Annotated in this window: 24 protein-coding genes and 1 riboswitch; of the genes, 4 read left to right on the forward strand and 20 right to left on the reverse strand. The window is 55.3% G+C overall.

Annotation, left to right across the window (positions count from 1 at the left end; genetic code table 11):
* Positions 1-21: 21 nt before the first annotated feature.
* A complete protein-coding gene (locus GJ1_RS05150; protein WP_066229373.1) occupies positions 22-960 on the reverse strand; it encodes a magnesium transporter CorA family protein in 939 nt (312 codons plus the stop codon).
* A 263-nt stretch (positions 961-1,223) separates the two neighbouring features.
* On the reverse strand, positions 1,224-1,376 hold the full coding sequence (locus GJ1_RS18595) for a hypothetical protein (protein ID WP_167346092.1): 153 nt from the start codon (positions 1,374-1,376) through the stop codon (positions 1,224-1,226).
* 182 nt (positions 1,377-1,558) lie between these two features.
* Between GJ1_RS18595 and GJ1_RS05155 the strand changes: the two genes are divergently transcribed.
* On the forward strand, positions 1,559-1,849 hold the full coding sequence (locus GJ1_RS05155) for a HesB/YadR/YfhF family protein (RefSeq protein WP_066229376.1): 291 nt from the start codon (positions 1,559-1,561) through the stop codon (positions 1,847-1,849).
* Between the two features lie 35 nt (positions 1,850-1,884).
* Here the strand turns inward: GJ1_RS05155 and GJ1_RS05160 are convergent, their stop codons facing one another.
* From GJ1_RS05160 to GJ1_RS05230, 17 genes are all read right to left on the reverse strand, one after another.
* On the reverse strand, positions 1,885-2,292 hold the full coding sequence (locus GJ1_RS05160) for a hotdog fold thioesterase (RefSeq protein WP_066229459.1): 408 nt from the start codon (positions 2,290-2,292) through the stop codon (positions 1,885-1,887).
* On the reverse strand, positions 2,292-2,606 hold the full coding sequence (locus GJ1_RS05165; RefSeq protein WP_066229379.1) for a hypothetical protein: 315 nt from the start codon (positions 2,604-2,606) through the stop codon (positions 2,292-2,294). The genes GJ1_RS05160 and GJ1_RS05165 overlap by 1 nt, the downstream gene beginning before the upstream one ends.
* A 14-nt stretch (positions 2,607-2,620) precedes the next feature.
* Positions 2,621-3,037 carry an acyl-CoA thioesterase gene (locus tag GJ1_RS05170; RefSeq protein ID WP_066229382.1) on the reverse strand — a complete coding sequence of 139 codons (417 nt, stop codon included), beginning with the start codon at positions 3,035-3,037 and terminating at the stop codon, positions 2,621-2,623.
* A 123-nt stretch (positions 3,038-3,160) separates the two neighbouring features.
* The gene (tlp, locus tag GJ1_RS05175) at positions 3,161-3,388 is read right to left on the reverse strand and encodes a small acid-soluble spore protein Tlp (RefSeq protein ID WP_013523665.1); all 228 of its coding nucleotides are present in this window, start codon (positions 3,386-3,388) and stop codon (positions 3,161-3,163) included.
* 30 nt (positions 3,389-3,418) lie between these two features.
* Entirely contained in the window at positions 3,419-3,562 is a 144-nt protein-coding gene (locus GJ1_RS05180; RefSeq protein ID WP_011231056.1) for an acid-soluble spore protein N, read from the reverse strand.
* Between the two features lie 55 nt (positions 3,563-3,617).
* Positions 3,618-3,749, reverse strand: coding sequence for an FbpB family small basic protein (locus tag GJ1_RS17675; protein WP_011231055.1), 132 nt, complete (start codon positions 3,747-3,749; stop codon positions 3,618-3,620).
* A gap of 120 nt (positions 3,750-3,869) precedes the next feature.
* Positions 3,870-4,391 (reverse strand): TlpA family protein disulfide reductase, encoded by a 522-nt coding sequence (locus tag GJ1_RS05185; RefSeq protein WP_066229385.1) that lies wholly within the window; start codon positions 4,389-4,391, stop codon positions 3,870-3,872.
* 114 nt (positions 4,392-4,505) lie between these two features.
* Entirely contained in the window at positions 4,506-4,655 is a 150-nt protein-coding gene (gene ypzF / locus GJ1_RS18600; protein WP_008879304.1) for a protein YpzF, read from the reverse strand.
* A 268-nt stretch (positions 4,656-4,923) separates the two neighbouring features.
* Positions 4,924-5,772 carry a sulfurtransferase gene (locus tag GJ1_RS05190; RefSeq protein WP_066229387.1) on the reverse strand — a complete coding sequence of 283 codons (849 nt, stop codon included), beginning with the start codon at positions 5,770-5,772 and terminating at the stop codon, positions 4,924-4,926.
* A gap of 119 nt (positions 5,773-5,891) precedes the next feature.
* Complete coding sequence (locus tag GJ1_RS05195) at positions 5,892-6,167, reverse strand: YpbS family protein (RefSeq protein ID WP_066229390.1); 276 nt, start codon at positions 6,165-6,167, stop codon at positions 5,892-5,894.
* On the reverse strand, positions 6,164-6,352 hold the full coding sequence (locus GJ1_RS05200) for a hypothetical protein (protein ID WP_066229393.1): 189 nt from the start codon (positions 6,350-6,352) through the stop codon (positions 6,164-6,166). Before GJ1_RS05200 ends, GJ1_RS05195 begins: the two co-directional genes overlap by 4 nt.
* Positions 6,349-10,101, reverse strand: coding sequence for a dynamin family protein (locus tag GJ1_RS05205; protein ID WP_066229396.1), 3,753 nt, complete (start codon positions 10,099-10,101; stop codon positions 6,349-6,351). The genes GJ1_RS05200 and GJ1_RS05205 overlap by 4 nt, the downstream gene beginning before the upstream one ends.
* Positions 10,102-10,290: 189 nt before the next feature.
* Positions 10,291-10,881, reverse strand: a complete 591-nt coding sequence (locus GJ1_RS05210) for an isoprenylcysteine carboxyl methyltransferase family protein (RefSeq protein ID WP_066229399.1) — start codon at positions 10,879-10,881, stop codon at positions 10,291-10,293.
* Entirely contained in the window at positions 10,826-11,944 is a 1,119-nt protein-coding gene (locus GJ1_RS05215; RefSeq protein ID WP_066229401.1) for a type III polyketide synthase, read from the reverse strand. The genes GJ1_RS05210 and GJ1_RS05215 overlap by 56 nt, the downstream gene beginning before the upstream one ends.
* Positions 11,945-12,175: 231 nt before the next feature.
* Complete coding sequence (locus GJ1_RS05220) at positions 12,176-12,643, reverse strand: hypothetical protein (RefSeq protein WP_066229403.1); 468 nt, start codon at positions 12,641-12,643, stop codon at positions 12,176-12,178.
* Positions 12,644-12,797: 154 nt separating this feature from the next.
* Positions 12,798-14,105, reverse strand: coding sequence for a nucleobase:cation symporter-2 family protein (locus GJ1_RS05225; protein WP_066229406.1), 1,308 nt, complete (start codon positions 14,103-14,105; stop codon positions 12,798-12,800).
* Entirely contained in the window at positions 14,102-14,689 is a 588-nt protein-coding gene (locus tag GJ1_RS05230; protein WP_066229411.1) for a xanthine phosphoribosyltransferase, read from the reverse strand. Before GJ1_RS05230 ends, GJ1_RS05225 begins: the two co-directional genes overlap by 4 nt.
* Positions 14,690-14,805: 116 nt before the next feature.
* A riboswitch (purine riboswitch) is annotated at positions 14,806-14,907 on the reverse strand.
* A 523-nt stretch (positions 14,908-15,430) separates the two neighbouring features.
* Between GJ1_RS05230 and GJ1_RS05235 the strand changes: the two genes are divergently transcribed.
* The 3 genes from GJ1_RS05235 to GJ1_RS05245 are packed head-to-tail and all read left to right on the forward strand — an operon-like array spanning position 15,431 to position 17,720.
* On the forward strand, positions 15,431-15,577 hold the full coding sequence (locus tag GJ1_RS05235) for a cytochrome c oxidase subunit 2A (RefSeq protein WP_066229420.1): 147 nt from the start codon (positions 15,431-15,433) through the stop codon (positions 15,575-15,577).
* Positions 15,578-15,598: 21 nt separating this feature from the next.
* Positions 15,599-16,069 (forward strand): cytochrome c oxidase subunit II, encoded by a 471-nt coding sequence (locus tag GJ1_RS05240; protein WP_066229422.1) that lies wholly within the window; start codon positions 15,599-15,601, stop codon positions 16,067-16,069.
* Between the two features lies 1 nt (position 16,070).
* On the forward strand, positions 16,071-17,720 hold the full coding sequence (locus GJ1_RS05245; protein ID WP_066229425.1) for a b(o/a)3-type cytochrome-c oxidase subunit 1: 1,650 nt from the start codon (positions 16,071-16,073) through the stop codon (positions 17,718-17,720).
* Positions 17,721-17,761: 41 nt separating this feature from the next.
* Here the strand turns inward: GJ1_RS05245 and GJ1_RS05250 are convergent, their stop codons facing one another.
* Positions 17,762-19,264 carry a carboxypeptidase M32 gene (locus tag GJ1_RS05250; RefSeq protein ID WP_066229427.1) on the reverse strand — a complete coding sequence of 501 codons (1,503 nt, stop codon included), beginning with the start codon at positions 19,262-19,264 and terminating at the stop codon, positions 17,762-17,764.
* Between the last annotated feature and the right edge of the window lie 92 nt (positions 19,265-19,356).

The following is a 19,356-nucleotide window of genomic DNA, read 5'->3' on the forward strand; positions in this document are numbered from 1 at the left end:
CATCCAAAACGCGCTTGGCCGTCAAAAGTATCGCTTTTTCCAAAAGATGTACGCCGTCGCCGCTGACAGTGAACCGGCGAGCGCCATGGCGATCAAAAAGGCATACGGGGAGTGCTGGAACGGAATCGGCACGTTCATGCCGTAGAAGCTGGCCACCATCGTCGGCAGCGAAATGACGATCGTAATCGCCGTCAAAAATTTCATCACAATGTTTAAGTTGTTCGAAATGACCGAAGCGAACGCGTCCATCATGCCGCTTAAAATGCTGCTGTACACTTCCGCCATTTCAATCGCCTGCTTGTTTTCAATAATGACGTCCTGCAGCAAATCTTGGTCATCTTCGTACATGCGCAAATAGTTGAGGCGCAAAAGCCGCTCCATGACGATGTTGTTCGCTTTGAGCGACGTCATGAAATACACTAAGCTTTTTTCCATGCTGAGAAGCGAAAACAGCTCTTTGTTTTTCATCGATTGGTGCAATTCTTTTTCGATTTCGCTCGTCCGCCGATTGATTTGCTTCAAGTAGCGCAAATAATACGTGGAAATCATGTACAACATTTGCAAGGCGAACCGCGTTTTCATAAACGTATAAAAGTTTTTGATTTTGTTTTTTGAAAACTCTTCAAAAATAGGATTTTCTTGCAAGCAGACAGTAATAAAACACGTATTCGTAATGATCATGCCGATCGGGATCGTCTCGTACATCGGGCCGTCGACTTCATCGTGGGCGACAATCGGAATGTCAACGATAATGAGCACATGGTTGTCTTCCTTTTCGACGCGCGACCGCTCTTCATCGTCCAACGCGTCTTTGATCGAATCGATCGGAATGTCTAAGTGATGGGCGATGTAGCGAATTTCGTCTTCCGTCGGGGCGACGAGATTGATCCAGCAGCCGTTTTCAATACGGTCAATTTCACGCATTTTGCCGCTGGCATCCGACAAATACATTTTCATCATTTGGCATCCTTCCTCCTTTTTGCGCGAGGAAGGCGGCGCCTCTTCCTTTCCGTCCGGAGCTCGTTTTCGTATGATGAGCAGCGGGCCGGAGAAGGAACAGGCCGCGTTCCCCGCTATATTCCGGTTCCGGTTCGTTCGGACTTGAACTACTCATATACGAAAACGCCACTCCTTTCAAAAAAGATGTCCCTCAAGTAATGATAGCGCGGACCGGCCCGTTTGTATAGTGGGTGCCATGAAAAAAAAGCAGCCTACTGGCTGCTTTATTCACTCGATGGCGTCGTGTTGAAAAAATCAGGTGCTTGTTTGCCGGCTGACTGGTCATGATTCGAACGGCGCGGGGGCTTGTTTTTGCTTTTCACCCCCATCACCTCATCGGATTCATAGCTTGGCGCAAATGAACGCTTTTTGTTCACCGCCTTCACCCCCTTCATTTTTACTGTTTGCCGCCGGCCGACGTTTTACTCGAGCCAGTCACGGTTAGGGGATTACACTTTCTGGAAAACACTTCACCTTCAAATGTCAGCCAATGTTCACACAATCATTTTTCTAGCTGCTTTCGCTTCGCTTATAATTACGAAATGAGGAGGGGAACGCAATGAACATTACGATTACGAAAAAGGCGTTGAATTGGTACAAACGGGAGCTCGGGCTGAAACCGGGCGATGCGATCCGCTTTTTTGCCCGCTACGGCGGGTGCAGCACCGTGCAAAAAGGGTTTTCGCTTGGCATGACCAAAGACGAACCGACAGACAAGCCGGCGGCGCAGACGACGGTCGACGGTGTCACCTTTTTTGTTGAAGATGGCGACCAATGGTTTTTTGACGGACGCGATTTGACTGTGGATTTGGATGAAAAAAGCGATGAGCCGGTTTTTCTCGTCCATTGAACGTCCCCTGGCGGTTGAAAAAGCTAGCCTTGGCGCTAGCTTTTTCGAATGATGGCGATCGTACAGCGGGAAATGCAGACAAGCTCCCCTTGTTCATTAGTGATGCGCACATCCCACACCATCGTCGTCCGGCCGCGGTGCAACACCGTGCCCGTTGCCGTCACCGTCCCGCTGCGAACGGCGCGGACGTGGTTAGCATTAATCTCCAACCCAACGACATTTTCCGTATGCGGATCGACAAGCGCGTACGCGCCGATGCTGGCGACCGTTTCCGCCAAGGCGACCGAGGCGCCGCCATGCAGCAGCCCAGCCGGCTGGTGCGTGCGGCGATCGACCGGCATCGTCGCGACGACGCGGCCTTCCCCAATCTCGACAATTTCGATGCCGAGCGTATCGATCAACGTATGTTTCGCCATTTCCTTCACAACGGCTAAATCGATCATCATTCCTTCTTCCCCCGTTTCGTGAATCGTTCCAACTCAAAAAGCCGTCCTTCCTGTTGCAAAATGCGTGTTTGTGTATCACCGAGCAAATCAAAATGCGGAAACTCACCGCGCCGGTCGATCCATTCTTCCTTCAGCCCGTACTGCCGCCCCCACTCGGCGAGTTTTTCGACATCGGCGCAGCCGACTTTCGTCACCGTCGTGCAATGCGGAAAACGTTCGTCGTACCAATAGTGGGTCAAAAAGGCGATTTCGCCGCGCTTCACTTTCTCTTTCCACGCCGCGAGTTCATGTCGGCGGATGCCAAACGCCATCGCACCGCTCCCCTTTATCGCTTCGCCCGCTCATACGCTTCGTGCCAATCGGGAAAATATTTGCGAATAACGATCGGCCGAAACGTATCGCGCTTGACGCAAACGTGCTGCGACTTTCCGGTCACCGCCACCTCGCCATCCGGAGCGAGGATTTCATAGCCGTATGTCACGCGAATGCCGTCATAGGCGTCAATCCACGTGCGAACGATCGCCGTTTCCCCATAACGGAGCGGCTTTTTGTACGACACTTGCAAATCGACAACGGGTGAAATGATACCTTCTTTCTCCATGTCAGCATAATGAAAGCCGAGCTGTTTGATCAATTCCGTGCGCCCGACCTCCATCCACACTAAATAATTTGCGTGGTAGACGACGCCCATTTGGTCTGTTTCCGCATAGCGTACTTCAATTTGTTTTTCTGCCACTTTCACGTTCGTTCTCCCTCCATTTTTTGCCGGACCTCCCCTTTTATGTTACCATTTGCCCGTTGGCTCGCTCAAGCAGCAGATAAAAAAAAAAACGAAGCCGCCCCCCCACATGAGGGCCGCTTCGTTTTACTGGTAGCCGTGTTCCCGTGCAGCTGCTTCGTCTCGGATTTCCGCACGCATCGCAGCGATCGCTTCTTCGCGGCGGCGGTTTTTCGCACGAATCTTCTCCTGTTCCTCCGGCGACGCAAACTGCATCGTTTCCTCGGCCTTTTCTATGTTCTCAATTGTATTTTGCACCATTTCTTGCAGCTTTTCCACATTGTCGCTGCGGTCATCCGGTTTCGGACGCGGCATGGATGCTTCCTCCTTTGCGCGAGTTTCCGGCTATTCGCCTTTCGTTTGGATGACTTGGGCGTGCTGGCCGGACTGGTCTTGCATTTGTTTGCCCTTGTTTCCTCCTGCGGCGCGAGGCTGTGTACCGATATGGTTCGGCACGAAATGTTTCCGGCTTCCTTTCGGATTGCTCATTGTCTTCGCCTCCTCGCCATCTAGTCTGTCCGCCCGGAGGACCGCTATGCATGGGTTATTCTGCTTTCTTGAGCATCCGCTCTTCCAGCTTTTTCTCAATTTTTTCGAGCGCTTCCCGATCGTTCAACAATTGCCGTTTGTTCTCGCTGATCAGTTCTTGGAGAGTCATTTTGCGGGATCGTCTCATCGCTTCAACCTCCCCTCACTTTTATTGTAATCTTATTCATGCCCAAAAAAGATAAAAATTATGACAACTTTTTGAAAAATAACAAACCATGAAGAAAGCGCTTTTCGCTGCAGCCATCGCTCAACGAAAAAGCGCTGTTTCCTGCTCGAGCCGTTTCGCCGTCACGGGACCGACGATCTTCCGTCGGATGACGCCATTCGGATCGATAATATAAGTCGTTGGAATCGTTTGGATTCGATATTGACGCAATGCTTCGCCGCGCACATCGAGACCGATCGGGAACGCAAGCTTGTTCGCTTTCGCAAACCGCTCGGCGTTGTCCAACGTATCTTGCGTCGTCAAATGAACGGCAAGGAGCGCGACTTCGCGGCCATGCCGCTCGTAAAACTCAGCAAGCTCCGGCATTTCCTTTTTGCACGGCGGGCACCATGACGTCCAAAAGTTGAGGACGACCGGTTTGCCGCGCAACACCGACAGCTTGACCGATTGACCTCCAAGCACCGGCAAGGTCAAGTCAGGAGCCGTCTGGCCAACTTCCGGGCCGGATTCGTTTGCTTCATTCGGTTTGTCGGCCGCCATCGCATTCCAAAGGCCATAGCCGGCCACAGCTAAAAACAAAAGAACGACCAGCCATTTCCGCACGTTGTTCCCTCCTCGCCGGCGCCTTCGCCGTTCTGTTCGCAATTATAGCACATATGTTTGTTTTTTGCCAACAATCACGCTTGAAACGAAAAAACGAGGGCGCGCCCTCGTTCGTTACCGAATGTTTTTATGGTCGTTCTTCATTTTCTCCGCTTCGACTTCCGCGTAAGAAGCGAATTCGCTCGTCCATTCGTTGAAGCCGTTCTTCTTCTTCGCGTTGTTGTTTCGTTGGGCATTGGCATTGCCGAGTTTTGTCCGGCCCATGCTTCTCCTCCTCTGCTTCCGTCGGTTCACCCATAGTATCGCCGACCGGAGAAAAACTATGCATGCAGCGCTTCGGGCGCCGGCCGAAAAAATGGGAACGATGAAAAAAGCTCCATGTTGAAGAAAAGGGAAACAAACACCAAGCGAAAACCGCCGAAAATCAACATCGCTTCGAGCCCATGCGGACCGAAGAAAAACGAAAAGAAAGCGGCGGTTTCATCCAACAACAGCCGGGCGTCAAATGATGTTTCACCATGGGCCGGGGAAACTAGGCATCGGATGACGGATCGCCCGTTTCGATCGGGTGGTCCGGATAGGAAATCCAGTCGCTGAAACTGCCGACATACAGCCGGACGTTGCGATAACCGGCTTCGCGGAGCGCCAACACGTTCGGGCAGGCGGTGACGCCGGAGCCGCAATAGACGATCAGCGGCTTCCCACGGTCAAAATCGGCAAACCGCGCCGCCTGCTCAGCGGCGCTTTTCCAGTAGCCGCCTTCACCTACTCCGTCCTTCCAAAACCGGTGCACCGCTCCTGGGATGCGGCCGGCTAGGCGGTCAATCGGTTCTTCCAAGCCGGCGTACCGCTTCCACTCGCGCGAATCAATGAGCACGGCTGAGCGGTCGCGGACGGCGGCGCGCACATCATCGACCGTCGCCAGCCATGACCGATCCGGGCGCGGCCGAAACAGCCGAGGCGCCACGGCGGGAACAGCGTTCGTCACCGGATGCCCTTGTTTTTTCCATTCGCTGTAGTTGCCATCAAGCACATAAACGCGCTCATGGCCGAAGTAACGAAGAAGCCACCAGCAGCGCGCGGCCATCGCCCCGTCTTGGTCGTCGTAAGCGACAACCGCCACCGTTTCGTCGATGCCGGCTCGGCCAAACACGGCCGCCGCCTGATCCGCCGATGGGAGCGGATGGCGGCCGCCATGCTCTCCGACCGGGCCTGACAGGTCACGTTCTAAGTCCATGTAGACTGCCCCAGGAATGTGATCTTCCCGGTAAGCGGCCGCTCCCTTGGCCGGGTCGCCGAGCCAAAAGCGGCAGTCAAGAATGCGCGTGTTTTCGTCGTACAAATGGCGAAGGAGCCATTCATGGGAAACAAGCGACGCCATATTTTCTCCCCCCCCTCTTCGTTTTGCCGCCGCCAAGCGGCGCTTCAGCGGCGGAACCGAAAGCAGCCCATCGGCAGGACACCGGCGGCCCCGCCGATGGGCTTACGCCGGCGCCATCGTCACGGCCGCTCCTTCCCTTCGAGCCGGCTCACGTACTCATGCACCATCTCCGGCGTCACATAGCGGCGCGCCGGCACGAGGCCGCTTTTGGCCAGCTCGTTCATCTGCTTCGTCACTTCATTGATCCCATCGACCGTAAACGGCTCGCCGCGGCGGCATCGTTCGACCGCCTCAGCGATATGCCGTTCCCGCTCAGCGTCAAGCGCGGCAAACCGTTTTAACATGACATGCTGTTTTTGCACATGGGCAGTGATCGCGTGATGCACTTCGCTCAATGGTCCTCGTCCTTTCCTGCTTCTTTTTCCATTAAACGCCGGACATTCGGTTTCGGCGTCCAGCAGTTGAACCGATAGTTCGGTTTCGTCGCATAGCCGAGCCGGCAGCAATACGTGTACAGCCCGTCGGCTCGCTTTTCCATGCCGTAGTGAATGCACGTGGCGCAGGCGTGAAACCGGTTCATCGACGCACCTCCCCGCCTCGGCCGGAAAGAAGGCCGCAAAGCGCCGCTTCGATCCGGCTGAGCGCCTCATGGTCCGCCGTCTCAGCGAGCGCGGCAAGCAAACCGTCCGTATAGCTGTCAACTTGTTCCGCCAGCGCAGCTGAAAGCGCAGCGACAGCAGCACTGTATTGTTCAGCATACGCCGCTACAAGCCGCTCCTTTTGCTCGGCTAAATAGCGATCGACCGGCTCAACAAGCGCCGCCTCAATTTCTTCTTTCATCCGCCGCTTTTCATCGCGCTCAAAAAACGATTTCGCGTTTTTGTACAGCGCAAGCGCCTTGGCAAACCGCGCCCGGTCCACATCACCAAGGGCGTTGGCAAACTCCGGAGCCGAAAAGGCAAATGGCTCGGGCGGCGTGAGCGCAAGCGCGTCATCTAGGCGGCGAAGCTCACGGAACAGGCGCGAGAACTGTTCGGCCAGCTGCTTGTGCAAAAACGACTCAACGCGCAAGCTCGTCGCCCGCAGTTCTTGAGCCAAATCAAAACCGACCGATGCGAGCAGCTCATCGAGGCAGCGCTCAAGCGCCCGGCGCGCTGGGCCTTGGTCGTCGCGGAGCACCGCCGGGTTAAACGCCTCCTTAAACACATCGTTGAGGCGGAAAAAGACGCGCTGCTTCACGTAATAGAGCAATTCGTCGACTTCCTGGCGGAGCGCCTGCCGGCCGTAGACGTCATCAATGCCGGCAAGCACGGCGTGCATCTTTGTTTTCGCCGCCTCAAGCGCCTGCCGTTTCGCTGCTTTTTCCGCCTCACTTTGCCCGGCGGCGCGCGCAAATTCCTCCGCCGTCCGCCGCACCCGCTCAAGCTCAGCATACGCGCTCTCGATGGCGACCTCCGCCAGCTCCTCCGTTAAGAAGCGGAAAAAGTCGGCTTCAAAAGCGGACAGGCCGGAATCGGTCAGGACGCTGTGCGGGCCGGTTTCCATCCCTGTTTTTTCCGCCAGAGCCAAGCGGCTTGAGAGCGCATAAAGGCGCGGGAAGCGGATGCCGAAGCGGGCGAGCTCGCCGTTCATATAGGAAACGACAGCCTCAAGCTCTTCTTTCGACTGGGCCAAATCGGCCGCATTGATGATGAAAAACATTTTATCAAGAGCAAACGCGTCTTTGACGCGCCCAAGCTGAAGCAAAAACTCGCGGTCTGCTTTTGAGAACGCATGGTTATAATACGTCACAAACAAGAGCGCATCGGCGTGCTTCATGTAATGGAACGCCACTCCCGTATGTCGGGCGTTCAGCGAGTCCACCCCCGGCGTGTCAACAAGCGTCACCCCCTGGCGGGTGAGCGGACAGTCAGCGTACAGCACGACCTCATCTAAGAAGCAGGACACCGCCTCAACGGCGACGTACGTCTCGAGCTCTTCCCAACCGATGGAAACCACTGCCCCGAATCGGCCGTTCATCCGCTCATAGCCGGCCGCAACGGCCGCCAAGAAAGCGACATGCGGCTTTTGCGCCGGATGTTCGGCCCCGGATTCGGCAAGGCGGGCGCAAAGGCGAAGCGCTTCATCCCACGTATTTGCCTCATGGCCGCACTGCCGAAGCGACGATTGCACATCCGCCCAAATTTGTGGTTCGCTTTTCACTTTCACGACCGCAGTGCCGTGCGGGTGCTCTTGATCGGGCGGTGCGATTTTGCTGATGGCGGCGGTTGTCGGGTTGGGCGACGACGGCAAAAGCGGCGCGCCGAGCAAGGCGTTCGCAAGCGATGATTTGCCGGCGCTGAAGGCGCCAAATAGAGCGACGGTAAACGACCGGTCGCGAAGCCGGCGCGCCTTGTCGCGCAGCGGTCCGGCGAAGCGGCTGAGCATTTTGGACCGTTCAAGCCAAGCCGCCGCTTCCTCAAGCCGCTCGGCCGCCTCTTCGCTCCGCTGCTTTCCGCCGCTTGAAGGCGTCCGAACTCCGTCCGCCCTTTCGCTCGCTCCGTCGCAGACCGTCTCCTGACCGAGCGCTTGCTCTTTGGCGGAAAAACGGTTCGTTGCCGCCGGCTCGGATGCGGCTTGCGGTTTTGCCGCCTCAGCGTGGCGCGCTTTCCGGAAAACCGGCGGCGCCGTCAATGCAACGAGACGGCTTTCATCAAGCAATGCGGACTCGCTAGGGGCGGCGATCAGCTGTTCAAGCGCACGCTGGCGCTCGTCCCGCTCGTCTCTGAGGCGGGCGAGGCGGGCGAGGAGCTCCGCTTTTTCGCGCGCAGCCGAAAGCTGTCCACTCAATGTTTCCGTTTGGGCGGCTGCCCGTTTGGCGATTTGTTCCTTCAATCCAGCGAATAAGGCGAGCGCCGAATCGCGGTAGCGCTTTTTCAGCGCCGCCGCCACGTCGTCTGTATAGTTGAGCAGCGCCGCGCCGCTTGACTCCGCCCCTTGTTTGACGAGGACGGCAAGCAGCGTCTCATCCCACTCCGCCGCCCATCGCTGGCACTCGCCGAGCCAGGCATCATCAGCATGCCATTCCTTTCCACACTGAACGAGCAGCTGGCGGACGTGCCACTCGATTTGCGCCGCCGCCTGCGCCTTCACGCTTTCGTAAAACGCCTCAAGCCGCCGCTTGCGCTCTTGCTCCGTTTTTGCCTTTGCAAACAACAGCCCGACTTTGAAATTCGGCTGCATCGCCTGCAAGTACGCCTCAGCGCGCGCCCTCGTCTCAAACGGCATCAAGTACGCGTTTTGCAGCACGCGCTCAAGCTCAGCGCGAAACGCCTCTTCCGCCCGCGCCGGCGCCGTTTGCCAATCGACAAGCTCCGCCTCGAGGCGTTCAAACTCTGCGACGGCCGCCGCCTCGTCATTGGCGCCGCCAAGCGCCTCGAGGCGCGCCTCTATCTCTTGCTCAATCGGCTCGTGCCGCGCGCGGAGCTGTTCAAGATGGCGGGCGGCAATCCGCTTTAACGCCGACTCAGCGCCGCGGATGATCCATTCCTCTTTGTCGGCAAACAACCGGTGCAAACAAGCTACAAGCTCATGCCATTCATTGTGCGGATGCGAAGGAGCTTTCAGCGACAGGAAAAACAAACGGGCCGCCTCAACTCCCCAGCGCCGAAACGCCTCGATGGCCGAAGCGCGGAATTCGGTGAACGGAAGCTCACCCTCGCGATGTTTATCGATTTGGTTGATGACCAAATAGACTGTTTTCCCTTCATCTATCAATTGTTTTGTAAATTGGAAGTTTAATTCCGCCTGCACATGGTTATAATCCATGACGTAAAAGACGACATCAGCCAAATGAAGCGCCGATTCCGTCGCCAGCCGGTGGGCGTCATCGGTCGAATCGATGCCCGGAGTATCTAGGATAGCGACTCCCGGCGGAATGGCGTCCGTTTTTCGGCTGATTTCAATCCATTCGATCGTCTCCCCGTCCCGGCATTGGGCGCGAATCAAATCCGGGTCGTACGGCGGTTCATACTCGACCGGCTCATCGTGATGGAAAAAGACGCGCACATAGTCTGGGCCGGCTTTCACTTTAACGAGGTTGGCGCTCGTCGGAATCGGGCTCGACGGCAAAAGCGGCTCGCCGAGCAGCGCGTTGATCAAACTTGACTTTCCAGCGGAAAAATGGCCGCAAAACGCGACAACAAGCTCGCCGGACGCTGCCTTTTCGATCAACTGCTTCACTTTGTCCGCATGCTCCTGGTCATCCGCGGACTGAAGTTGTTCGTGCATGTCGATCATTTTCGAAAGCCACGGCCGCAATGACGGCCGCTCAATCGCAATATACCCCATGGCCAAAACCCCTTTGTTTCCGTCAATATCATTTACATTCATTTTACTGCATTTCGTCCCGTTTCCCAATAGAAAAAAAGAAAAATCCCGCCGTAACCGGGCAGGATCACATAGAGAAAGAGACAAGCCCCCCAGCACCGTCTGTTAACACATAGATGGCTCGCAGCTTGGTTTTCGTTGTCCGCTGCTTTAAGCTTGCGGCCTCTTGCCGACGGCATTTCCTCTTAACCGGGGCAGAAAACGCGGCCGCATCCGAAACGCCTCCCGGTAATCGGTGAGCGCCGCCAGCGCTCTTTCCTCAACCGCGATGCGAATCGACAGCAAAAATGCGTTCAAAAGCGAAAAGACAAGTGCGGTGATCGGCGCTTGAAACAAAAGCGGCAACAGCGCGATCTCTAAGGCGACAACCACATAGTTCGGATGGCGAATCCATCGATACGGCCCTTTTTTCACTACTTGGCCGTTTGGCACGATCAAAATTTTCGTATTCCAAAAACGGCCGAGCGACGAAATCGTCCATATGCGCAACCCTTGCACGAAAAGAAAGAGCGGAAACAAAAGCGGCCAGCGCCGCGACGGGCGCGCGCCTTTTCGAAGCGCCTCAACGGCCAACGACAAAAAGAAACCGACATGCATCAACACGATCCACGGGTAATGGCGGGCGCCGAACTCCTGCGCCCCGAGCGCCTTCACGTACCGTTCGTTTCGTTTCGCAAGTCGAAGCTCAATGATGCGGATCGTGACAACGGCCAAAAACACGAACAGAAACCGCACGATCATCCCCCCATTGAAGCAGCACCATTTCCGCACTAAAGCCCGGGCCGAGAGCGATAAGCAGGCCGTGCCCGGGCGAAAGCGGCTGCCGCATCATCTGCTCGAGCACAAAATACACGGTGGCCGACGACATGTTGCCGTAGCGGGCGAGTACGTCCCTAGCCGCTTTCGTCTGCTCCGGCCCGAATCTGAACGCCTCTTCATACACTTCCAGCACCTTTCTCCCGCCTGGGTGGGCGATGAAATAACGAATATCTCCAAGTCTCAGACCATGTTCTTGCAAAAACGACTCGACTTGCGGACGCAGCCATGTGCGGACGATCGTCGGAATGTCTTTTGAAAAAATGACAAACAGGCCTTCGTCGCGAATGTCCCAGCCCATCACGTCTTCCGAACGGGGCATAAGCGCCGACCGAGAGGCAATGATGCGCGGCGCGCCGTTTGCCGGCGCCGCTTCGTCGCCGGCGACAAGGACACACGCCACACCGTCGGAAAAAAGCGACGTGCCTATCACATTGCTTTTGGACAAATCGTTCATCTGAAACGTTAGGCTGCAAAACTCCGCGGCGATCACAAGCACCTTGGCGTTTGGAAACGCACGGCAATAGTCGGCCGCTCGGGCGAGCCCCGCCGCCCCACCCGCACAGCCGAGCCCCCACATCGGCAAACGCACAGCATGTCGGGAAAACGGCAATCGATTCATCAGCCGCGCCTCGATGCTCGGCGTCGACAGCCCAGTCGTTGAGATGTAAAACAGCGCGTCGATCTCCTCATGCAAAATGGGGTCGAACGAAGCCTTGCGCAAACAGTCGTCGACTGCCTCAGCGCTGTAGCGAACAGCGCAGTCGATGTACACTTCATTTTTCTCCCCGAACCCGCGCGGCACGCTGTACCAAGCAAGCGGCTGGACAAAAGTGCGCGTACGGATGCCGCTGTTGTCAAACGCCTGCAGCAGCCGCTCAGCGCGCGCCATTCGCCCGGCGAACAGCCCGGTGACATGCTGCTTCACCTCGTCTTGGGCGGCCGTATACGGCATCCTTGCTGTGCCGACAGATAAAAGAACCGGCATACAAACACCTCGGTCTGTTCCTCTTTTTCTATTAGGGTGCGCAACAAGCCAATCGGTATGCAGAGGAAAGTGTGTTTGTGCACCAATTTTTTTCGGGAACAGCTGATCGATCCCTTGTTTTTTGCGGCCAAAAAACAGCATGCGGCAATCAAAAAACAGGCGCGGACAAAGCCGGCCTGTTTTTGAAGGAAAATGGTCATGAGCGAGGATGTACATAGAGATGTTTGTCGTTTACCTAGCTTTTAGCGCGCGGATTTCGCTTTCATGCTCAAGCAAGTGCAAAGCGAGGGATTGAAGCACGAGCTCTTGCCGGGCTTGTCCGGCAATGGCTTCATTGACTTTTTGTTGCATTTCTGTGAGGGTTTGTTTCATCGCCGAAATTTCATTGAGCGTTTCTAACGTTTCCACGACAGCTTGCCGAATAAACGGCAATTCGGCAACGTCCTCTTTCGTCGCCATCGTTTGTTCAATGCGCCCAATCCGGCTGTCAAGCGCCGCAATGCCGTCTCTGTTTGCCGCCACGGTCTGTTCAAGCTGTCCGATGCGCTCATTCGTCCGTGCGACGTCTTCTCTCGTTGCCGTCACGGTCTGTTCAAGTCGCTCGATGCGCCCGTTTAACCGCGCAACATCCTCTTTGGTCGCCATCTGAGTCCGCATTTGCCGCAATTCATCGAAAAGGCGCTCCACCCATTCGTCCATTGTTTCACCTCCTTTTTCCTCTCCATTATACCATCAGCCTTTCACCATCTTCTAGCATTCTTCCCGTCAATCGAGGCGCAAACAAGAAAAAGTCATCCCCATTTCCCGAGCGACACCCGGAAAATGAAGATGACTACCAAGTCCATGACCAGAATTATGAGATTTTTTGTTCCTGCAGCGGCAGTGCAGCCGATTTTCTTGCCTTACCGAAATGGAAGACGGCGTTTAAGATGATGGCGGTCAAGCTGCCGGCGACAATGCCGCTGTCGGTTAAAATGCGCAAGCCGGTCGGCAGCTCGGCAAACAAGTTCGGCACCGCCGTCACCCCAAGCCCCACGCCGACCGAGCAGGCGATGATCAGCAAGTTCTCTTGCACAGTTAGGTCGACTTGGCCTAACATTTTCACACCGTAGGCAAGGACCATGCCGAACATCGCGAGCATCGCCCCGCCTAAAACCGGAGCAGGTATGATCGTCGCCACGGCGGCGATTTTCGGCACGAACCCAAGCAAGACAAGAAACGCAGCAGCAGCGTAAATGACGCTGCGCGTTTTCACGCCCGATAATTGGACAAGGCCGACGTTCTGCGAGTACGTCGTGTACGGAAACGCGTTCAGCAGTCCGCCAATGATGATGGCCAATCCCTCGGCGCGGTAGCCGCCTGCCAAATCATCATCCGTCAGCCGCCGGCGGCAAATGTCGGATAAAGCGAAGTAGACGCCGGTCGATTCAACAAGGCTGACGATCGCGACGAGCACCATTGTGAAAACAGCGGGTCCATGAAACGACGGAGCGCCGAAGTAAAACGGCTGCGGCCAATGAATCCACGATGCCTCCGCGACCGCTGTCCAGTCCACTTTCCCCATCATGGCCGCTGCCGCCGTGCCCACTGCCATGCCGAGCAAAATGGCAATGGAGCGAATGAACCCTTTGAAGCAGCGGTACAACACGATAATGAGCGCAAGCACGCCAAACGACAGCGCCAAGTTAGCCGGATCACCAAAGTCCTTTGCCCCTTGCCCGCCGGCCATATTGTTCACCGCTGCCGGAATGAGCGTCAAGCCAATGACGGTCACGACCGAACCGGTGACAACGGGTGGAAACAACGCCCGCAACTTGCCGAAATACGGACTGATGAGCACCACAACCGCTCCGGCGCAGAGGATCGCCCCATACACCGCCGGCATCCCGTACTGTCCGCCAATAGCGATCATCGGTCCGACCGCCGTAAACGTGCAGCCAAGCATAACCGGCAAGCCGATGCCAAACCACTTGTTTTTCCACGCTTGCAAAAACGTCGCAATGCCGCACGTCAATAAGTCAATGGCCACTAAATACGTCAGCTGCTCGCTCGTTAAATGCAGCGCCCCGCCGACGATGAGCGGAACGACGATCGCCCCGGCGTACATGGCCAAGACATGTTGGATGCCGAGCGACCCAACTTGCCACCATTTCATCTTCATCGAATCATCACCTCGTCAGCAAATTGAATGGCGCCGCCATCAAGCGATGCGATGCGGGCGAGCGACACAACGCGGAAGCCGCGCGAACGAAGCAGCCGGCCGCCGTCTTGAAACGCTTTTTCAATGACAATGCCGATGCCGATCATATCAGCCCCCGCCTGCTCGACGATCTCCACCATCCCGAGCGCCGCTTGGCCGTTGGCTAAAAAATCATCAATGATCAGCACCCGGTCGCCGCTGCCAAGCAGCGAGCGAGAGACAATGATTTCGTTCGTCTCTTGCTTCGTAAACGAATGCACTTGCGCGCGATACACATCATCAGTCATTGTCAGCGGCCGCCGCTTGCGGGCAACGACAAGCGGAATGCCGAGTTCATAGGCGGCCATAAGCGCCGGACTGATGCCGGATGACTCAAGCGTCAACACTTTCGTCGGCCGCTCGCTGCGAAACCAAACGGCAAACTCCTCGCCGATCCGCTTCATCAGCTGCGGGTCGACTTGATGGTTCAGAAAGCGGTCGACTTTCAGCACCCCTCCCGGCAGCACCTCCCCTTCAGCGGCGATTTTCTCAAGCAATTCGCGCATCTCAATCCCCCTCAAAATAAAAAAGCTTAAAAAACACCGGCCTCACTCATTCCATGAGTCAGGCAATGTCTTTTAAGCCAAGGCAAAAGGAAGGCGCAGGACGGCCATGACCGCCTCCCCCTGACATTGCCACCCATAGTCAGCCGATTTACGGTCGGCTGGTAGAGACTCGCAAGCCGTATTCTTGCGATTATATGAGTGAGTCAGCGTGATTCAGTTATTAGCAGTATACCACGAGCAGCGGCGTTTGGGAAGCCGTTTCCGACAAAAAAGCGAACATTTAAAACTAAAATACCCTTATTATTCGTTTTTATCCCCTCCAACCGTGAAGACTCTTACTTCTAACGGAAATGGGAGCCGCCATGCGAAGCTGCCCGTGACCAAGACGGGGATGCCGTCCAAAAGTTGAGTTTGTTGCCTTCACAAGGCAACTGAACCGCGGGACGCACGGAGATCCTGCCGCATGGCGGTTGTTCCGAAAAAATCCCCCACTTCTACGCCCTAGCGTAGACGGGAGAGCGTTCCCTTCATCCCTTTCATCCCTTTACCGTCATACTTCTTCATCATTTTTTCACAAATGTCACCATTTGTTCACACTTCCAGCATCGTTTTTGTGAGAAAAGTCACTGTTGCTGCAGTTTTCTACAGTTATGATAGTGTCAAAGCAGGGAAATCCGCCGCTTGGCGCGCCTGCCTACCGACGTTATGGGGGATGAATCCAAAAAAGAGGAGGGATATGACATGGCAAAACCGACTACAGCGGTCCGGCAAACGAAAAAGGACGAAGAGCCGGCGCTCAAAGGCACGCTGGCCTCTGTGTTTCTGCTCGGCTTTTTCATCATCTTCGCCTGGGTCAGCGTCTACTTTTTATTTTTGCACCGCCTGTAAGCGGCAAGGGAGGGACTCGTCATGCACATTCACAAGTATGAAAAAATTTGGCTTGCGTTTGGCATCGGCTGTTTGATCGTCTTTTTGACGGTCGTCGGCGTAAGCGCGTTCGCCGCCGGACAACAGCCGCCAAGCTGCCTAACGACGATCGATCCGGAAAAAGTCGATTCGACCCCGCCGTTTGATCATCCGGGGCTTGTCAAAAAAGGGGATAACGAATACGAACTGAACATCGTCGTTGCGGCGTTTTCCTTTACGCCAAACACGATCGAAATTCCAAAAGGAGCGAAAGTGACGATCAACGTCACTTCGAAAGACGTCATCCACGGGTTTGAAATCCCGGGAACAAACGTAAACATGATGGTCGAACCCGGTTATGTGAATAGCTTAACAACCACGTTTGACAAACCGGGCGAATATACGATTCTTTGCAACGAATATTGCGGCGCCGGCCACCATATGATGACGGCGCGCATTAAGGTGGTGGAGTAAGATGACAACCGCAGTTGAAAAAGTCAATCGCCGCGATGCGAAACTGGCGCTCGCCCATTTGTTCGTCGCCTTTACCGCCCTCGCGCTCGGGGGGTTCGCCGGCCTATTGCAAACGCTCGTCCGTTCCGGCAAGTTTGAGCTGCCGGCCGGCATCAGCTATTACACGATTTTGACGACGCACGGCGTCTTGCTTGGACTCGTGCTGACGACGTTTTTCATTATCGGCTTTCAGTTCGCCGCCGTCAGCCGCACAACCGGGACGCTCTCAGACGGTTCGCGCCGGACCGGTTGGGTCGGGTTTTGGCTGATGACGATTGGAACAGCCATGAGTGCGTTTTTCATCTTAACCGGCAAGGCGTCCGTCTTATATACGTTTTACGCACCGCTACAAGCGCACGCCGGCTTTTACATCGGCTTGGCGCTTGTCGTCGTCGGCAGCTGGGTGAGCGGCTTTGCGATGTTCACTCATTATGCCCGCTGGCGGAAAGCGCACCGCGGTCAAGTTAGCCCGCTGTTGGCGTTCATGTCGGTGACGAATATGGTGTTATGGCTCGTCTGCACGCTTGGCGTCGCCGCCACCGTCGTCTTTCAACTCATTCCGTGGTCGCTTGGGCTCACGGACCGGGTGAACGTGCTCTTGAGCCGGACGCTGTTTTGGTATTTCGGACACCCGCTCGTCTACTTCTGGCTATTGCCGGCGTATATGGTTTGGTACGCCGTCATTCCGAAAGTGATCGGCGGCAAAATGTTCTCCGATTCGCTCGCACGGCTGGCATTCATCTTGTTTTTGCTGTTTTCGATTCCGGTCGGCTTCCATCACCAATTGCTTGAGCCAGGGATTTCGCCGTTTTGGAAATACGTGCAAGTCGTTTTGACGTTCATGGTCATCATTCCGTCGCTCATGACCGCATTCGCTATGTTTGCGACGTTTGAATCGTACGGCCGCTCGCAAGGGGCGACCGGCTTGTTCGGCTGGCTGCGGAAACTCCCGTGGAGCGATGCCCGCTTTTTCGCTCCGTTTGTCGGAATGCTGTTTTTCATTCCAGCTGGCACAGGCGGGATCATTAACGCCTCGCACCAGCTCAACCAAGTCGTTCATAACACCATTTGGGTGACCGGCCACTTCCATTTAACAGTGGCAACCACCGTTGTTTTAACGTTCTTCGGCGCATCGTACTGGCTCATCCCGCACCTGACCGGCCGGGTGATGACGAAAGCGATGAACCGGCTCGCCATCATTCAAACGATCGTTTGGGCAGTTGGGATGACGTTCATGTCCGGCTCGATGCATTTTGCCGGCCTGCTCGGTGCACCGAGACGCTCGGCGTTCTCAACGTACGGCAATTCGCCGCAAGCGCTTGAATGGATCCCGTATCAAATCGCTCAGGCGGTCGGCGGCACAATTTTGTTCATCGGCATTATTTTGATTCTCGTGATCGTCATCAACTTGGCATTTTTCGCTCCGAAAGGCGAAACGGAATTTCCGATTGCCGAAGCGGCCGCTCCGTACGAACGGGCTGCATTGGCGCTCGAAAACTGGAAACTTTGGATCGGCCTCGTTGTTGCGCTCATTTTAATCGCCTATACGGTGCCGATTATCGACATCATTCAAAACGCCCCACCGGGGTCGAAAGGATACAAACTATGGTAAAACGAATCCCCCTCTTCATTACGGAAGAGGGGGATTCATGATTATAATCGGTAAATGGCCTTGTATTTCCCTTCCAAATATTGAATCAAATAATCGGCTTTCAACGCCTCGCCCGTCGCATCGCGCACAAGATCAAGGGGCTTTTTCGTTTTGCCGAACCGATGAATGTGTTCCGTCAGCCATTCGCGGATCGGTGCGATGTTCCCCTCTTCAAGCAGGCGCGCTACATCCAACTCTTTTTCCATCGCTCGCTTGAATTGGGCTGCATACATATAGCCGAGCGCATACGACGGGAAATAGCCGAAGCTGCCGCCCGACCAATGAACGTCCTGCAAGACGCCGACCGCATCGTTGTGCGGGCGGATGCCAAGGTATTGTTCATATTTCTCATTCCATACATCCGGCAAGTCGGCCGCTTCAATCTCCCCGGCAAACAGCTGTTTTTCGATTTCGTAGCGGACGATAATATGAAGCGGGTACGTCAATTCATCGGCTTCAATGCGGATGAGCGACGGCTTCGCCTCATTGATCGCCCGGTAAAACGCATCAAGCGGAACGCCAGCAAACTGCGCCGGCGCGTATTGCTGCAGGCGTGGGTAGTGGCGCTTCCAAAACGCGTAGTGGCGTCCAATCATATTTTCAAAAAAGAGCGACTGGGACTCGTGAATGCCCATCGATGCCCCGCTTGCAAGCGGCGTGCCGATAAGCGTCTCGGAAATGTGCTGTTCATACAGCGCATGGCCGCATTCATGGATCGTGCCAAACACTGCGGTGCGGAAGTCGTGCTCGTCGTAGCGCGTCGTAATGCGCACATCGTTCGGGTTGAGACCGATCGCAAACGGGTGGACCGTCTCATCAAGCCGCCCCTTGCCGAAATCGTAGCCAAGCTCCCCAAGCAGCTCAAGCAAAAAGGCGCGCTGCTTGTCTTTTGGAAACGGCGCGAACAAAAACGATGTGTCCGGCTTGTCGGAGGCAGTGGAAATGGCGTGCACAAGCGGAACGATGCGTTCGCGCAGGCGGCTGAACAGTTCGTCAAGCAAATCAACGGTCATGTCCGGCTCGTATTGGTCAAGAAGCGTATTGTACGGATGCCCTTCATACCCCCAATAACTGATAAAGCGGCGTTGAAACTCGATGATTTGCTCCAAATACGGTTGAAAGAGAGCGAAGTCAGCGGTTGCTTTCGCTTCTTCCCAAACGCTTTCCGCTTTGGAACAAAGCACGACAAATTCTTTGTATTCATCCGCTGGAATTTTTTTGTTGCGTTCGTACTCTTTCTTGCACTCATCAAGTGCTTTTTTCGTCACGTCATCCAGCTGTTCGTAGACGGCTTTGGGCGACAGCTTGGCGATAAACGCCGCCATCTCCTCAGATGTCGACATGCGAAACACTTCTTCCGACAGCATGCCGATCACTTCAGACCGTTGCTCAACCCCTTTCTTCGGGGCGCCGGTCCGCAAATCCCAATACATGAGACCGATCGCTTCGCGGTAGCCCATCATTTTTTTCACGTATTGCAAAAACTGATTTTCGATCTGCTTCATCGCGCTCAGTCCCCCTATGTATTTCGTCGACATATCATCATTTCCATCATGAACCGCCTTTTTCCTGCCTGCAGATGGTGAAATGTTGCACT

The sequence above is a fragment of the Geobacillus jurassicus NBRC 107829 genome, from assembly GCF_001544315.1.
Taxonomy (GTDB): Bacteria; Bacillota; Bacilli; order Bacillales; family Anoxybacillaceae; genus Geobacillus; species Geobacillus jurassicus.

Excerpts from the sequence above, each read along its gene's own strand:
- GJ1_RS05150 (WP_066229373.1), bottom strand. The coding sequence starts at position 960 with ATGATGAAAATGTATTTGTCGGATGCCAGCGGCAAAATGCGTGAAATT.
- GJ1_RS05155 (WP_066229376.1), top strand. The coding sequence starts at position 1,559 with ATGAACATTACGATTACGAAAAAGGCGTTGAATTGGTACAAACGGGAG.
- GJ1_RS05160 (WP_066229459.1), bottom strand. The coding sequence starts at position 2,292 with ATGATCGATTTAGCCGTTGTGAAGGAAATGGCGAAACATACGTTGATC.
- GJ1_RS05165 (WP_066229379.1), bottom strand. The coding sequence starts at position 2,606 with ATGGCGTTTGGCATCCGCCGACATGAACTCGCGGCGTGGAAAGAGAAA.
- tlp (WP_013523665.1), bottom strand. The coding sequence starts at position 3,388 with ATGCCGCGTCCGAAACCGGATGACCGCAGCGACAATGTGGAAAAGCTG.
- GJ1_RS05180 (WP_011231056.1), bottom strand. The coding sequence starts at position 3,562 with ATGAGCAATCCGAAAGGAAGCCGGAAACATTTCGTGCCGAACCATATC.
- GJ1_RS17675 (WP_011231055.1), bottom strand. The coding sequence starts at position 3,749 with ATGAGACGATCCCGCAAAATGACTCTCCAAGAACTGATCAGCGAGAAC.
- ypzF (WP_008879304.1), bottom strand. The coding sequence starts at position 4,655 with ATGGGCCGGACAAAACTCGGCAATGCCAATGCCCAACGAAACAACAAC.
- GJ1_RS05190 (WP_066229387.1), bottom strand. The coding sequence starts at position 5,772 with ATGGCGTCGCTTGTTTCCCATGAATGGCTCCTTCGCCATTTGTACGAC.
- GJ1_RS05200 (WP_066229393.1), bottom strand. The coding sequence starts at position 6,352 with ATGAACCGGTTTCACGCCTGCGCCACGTGCATTCACTACGGCATGGAA.
- GJ1_RS05205 (WP_066229396.1), bottom strand. The coding sequence starts at position 10,101 with ATGGGGTATATTGCGATTGAGCGGCCGTCATTGCGGCCGTGGCTTTCG.
- GJ1_RS05210 (WP_066229399.1), bottom strand. The coding sequence starts at position 10,881 with ATGATCGTGCGGTTTCTGTTCGTGTTTTTGGCCGTTGTCACGATCCGC.
- GJ1_RS05215 (WP_066229401.1), bottom strand. The coding sequence starts at position 11,944 with ATGCCGGTTCTTTTATCTGTCGGCACAGCAAGGATGCCGTATACGGCC.
- GJ1_RS05220 (WP_066229403.1), bottom strand. The coding sequence starts at position 12,643 with ATGGACGAATGGGTGGAGCGCCTTTTCGATGAATTGCGGCAAATGCGG.
- GJ1_RS05225 (WP_066229406.1), bottom strand. The coding sequence starts at position 14,105 with ATGAAGATGAAATGGTGGCAAGTTGGGTCGCTCGGCATCCAACATGTC.
- GJ1_RS05230 (WP_066229411.1), bottom strand. The coding sequence starts at position 14,689 with ATGCGCGAATTGCTTGAGAAAATCGCCGCTGAAGGGGAGGTGCTGCCG.
- GJ1_RS05235 (WP_066229420.1), top strand. The coding sequence starts at position 15,431 with ATGGCAAAACCGACTACAGCGGTCCGGCAAACGAAAAAGGACGAAGAG.
- GJ1_RS05240 (WP_066229422.1), top strand. The coding sequence starts at position 15,599 with ATGCACATTCACAAGTATGAAAAAATTTGGCTTGCGTTTGGCATCGGC.
- GJ1_RS05245 (WP_066229425.1), top strand. The coding sequence starts at position 16,071 with ATGACAACCGCAGTTGAAAAAGTCAATCGCCGCGATGCGAAACTGGCG.
- GJ1_RS05250 (WP_066229427.1), bottom strand. The coding sequence starts at position 19,264 with ATGAAGCAGATCGAAAATCAGTTTTTGCAATACGTGAAAAAAATGATG.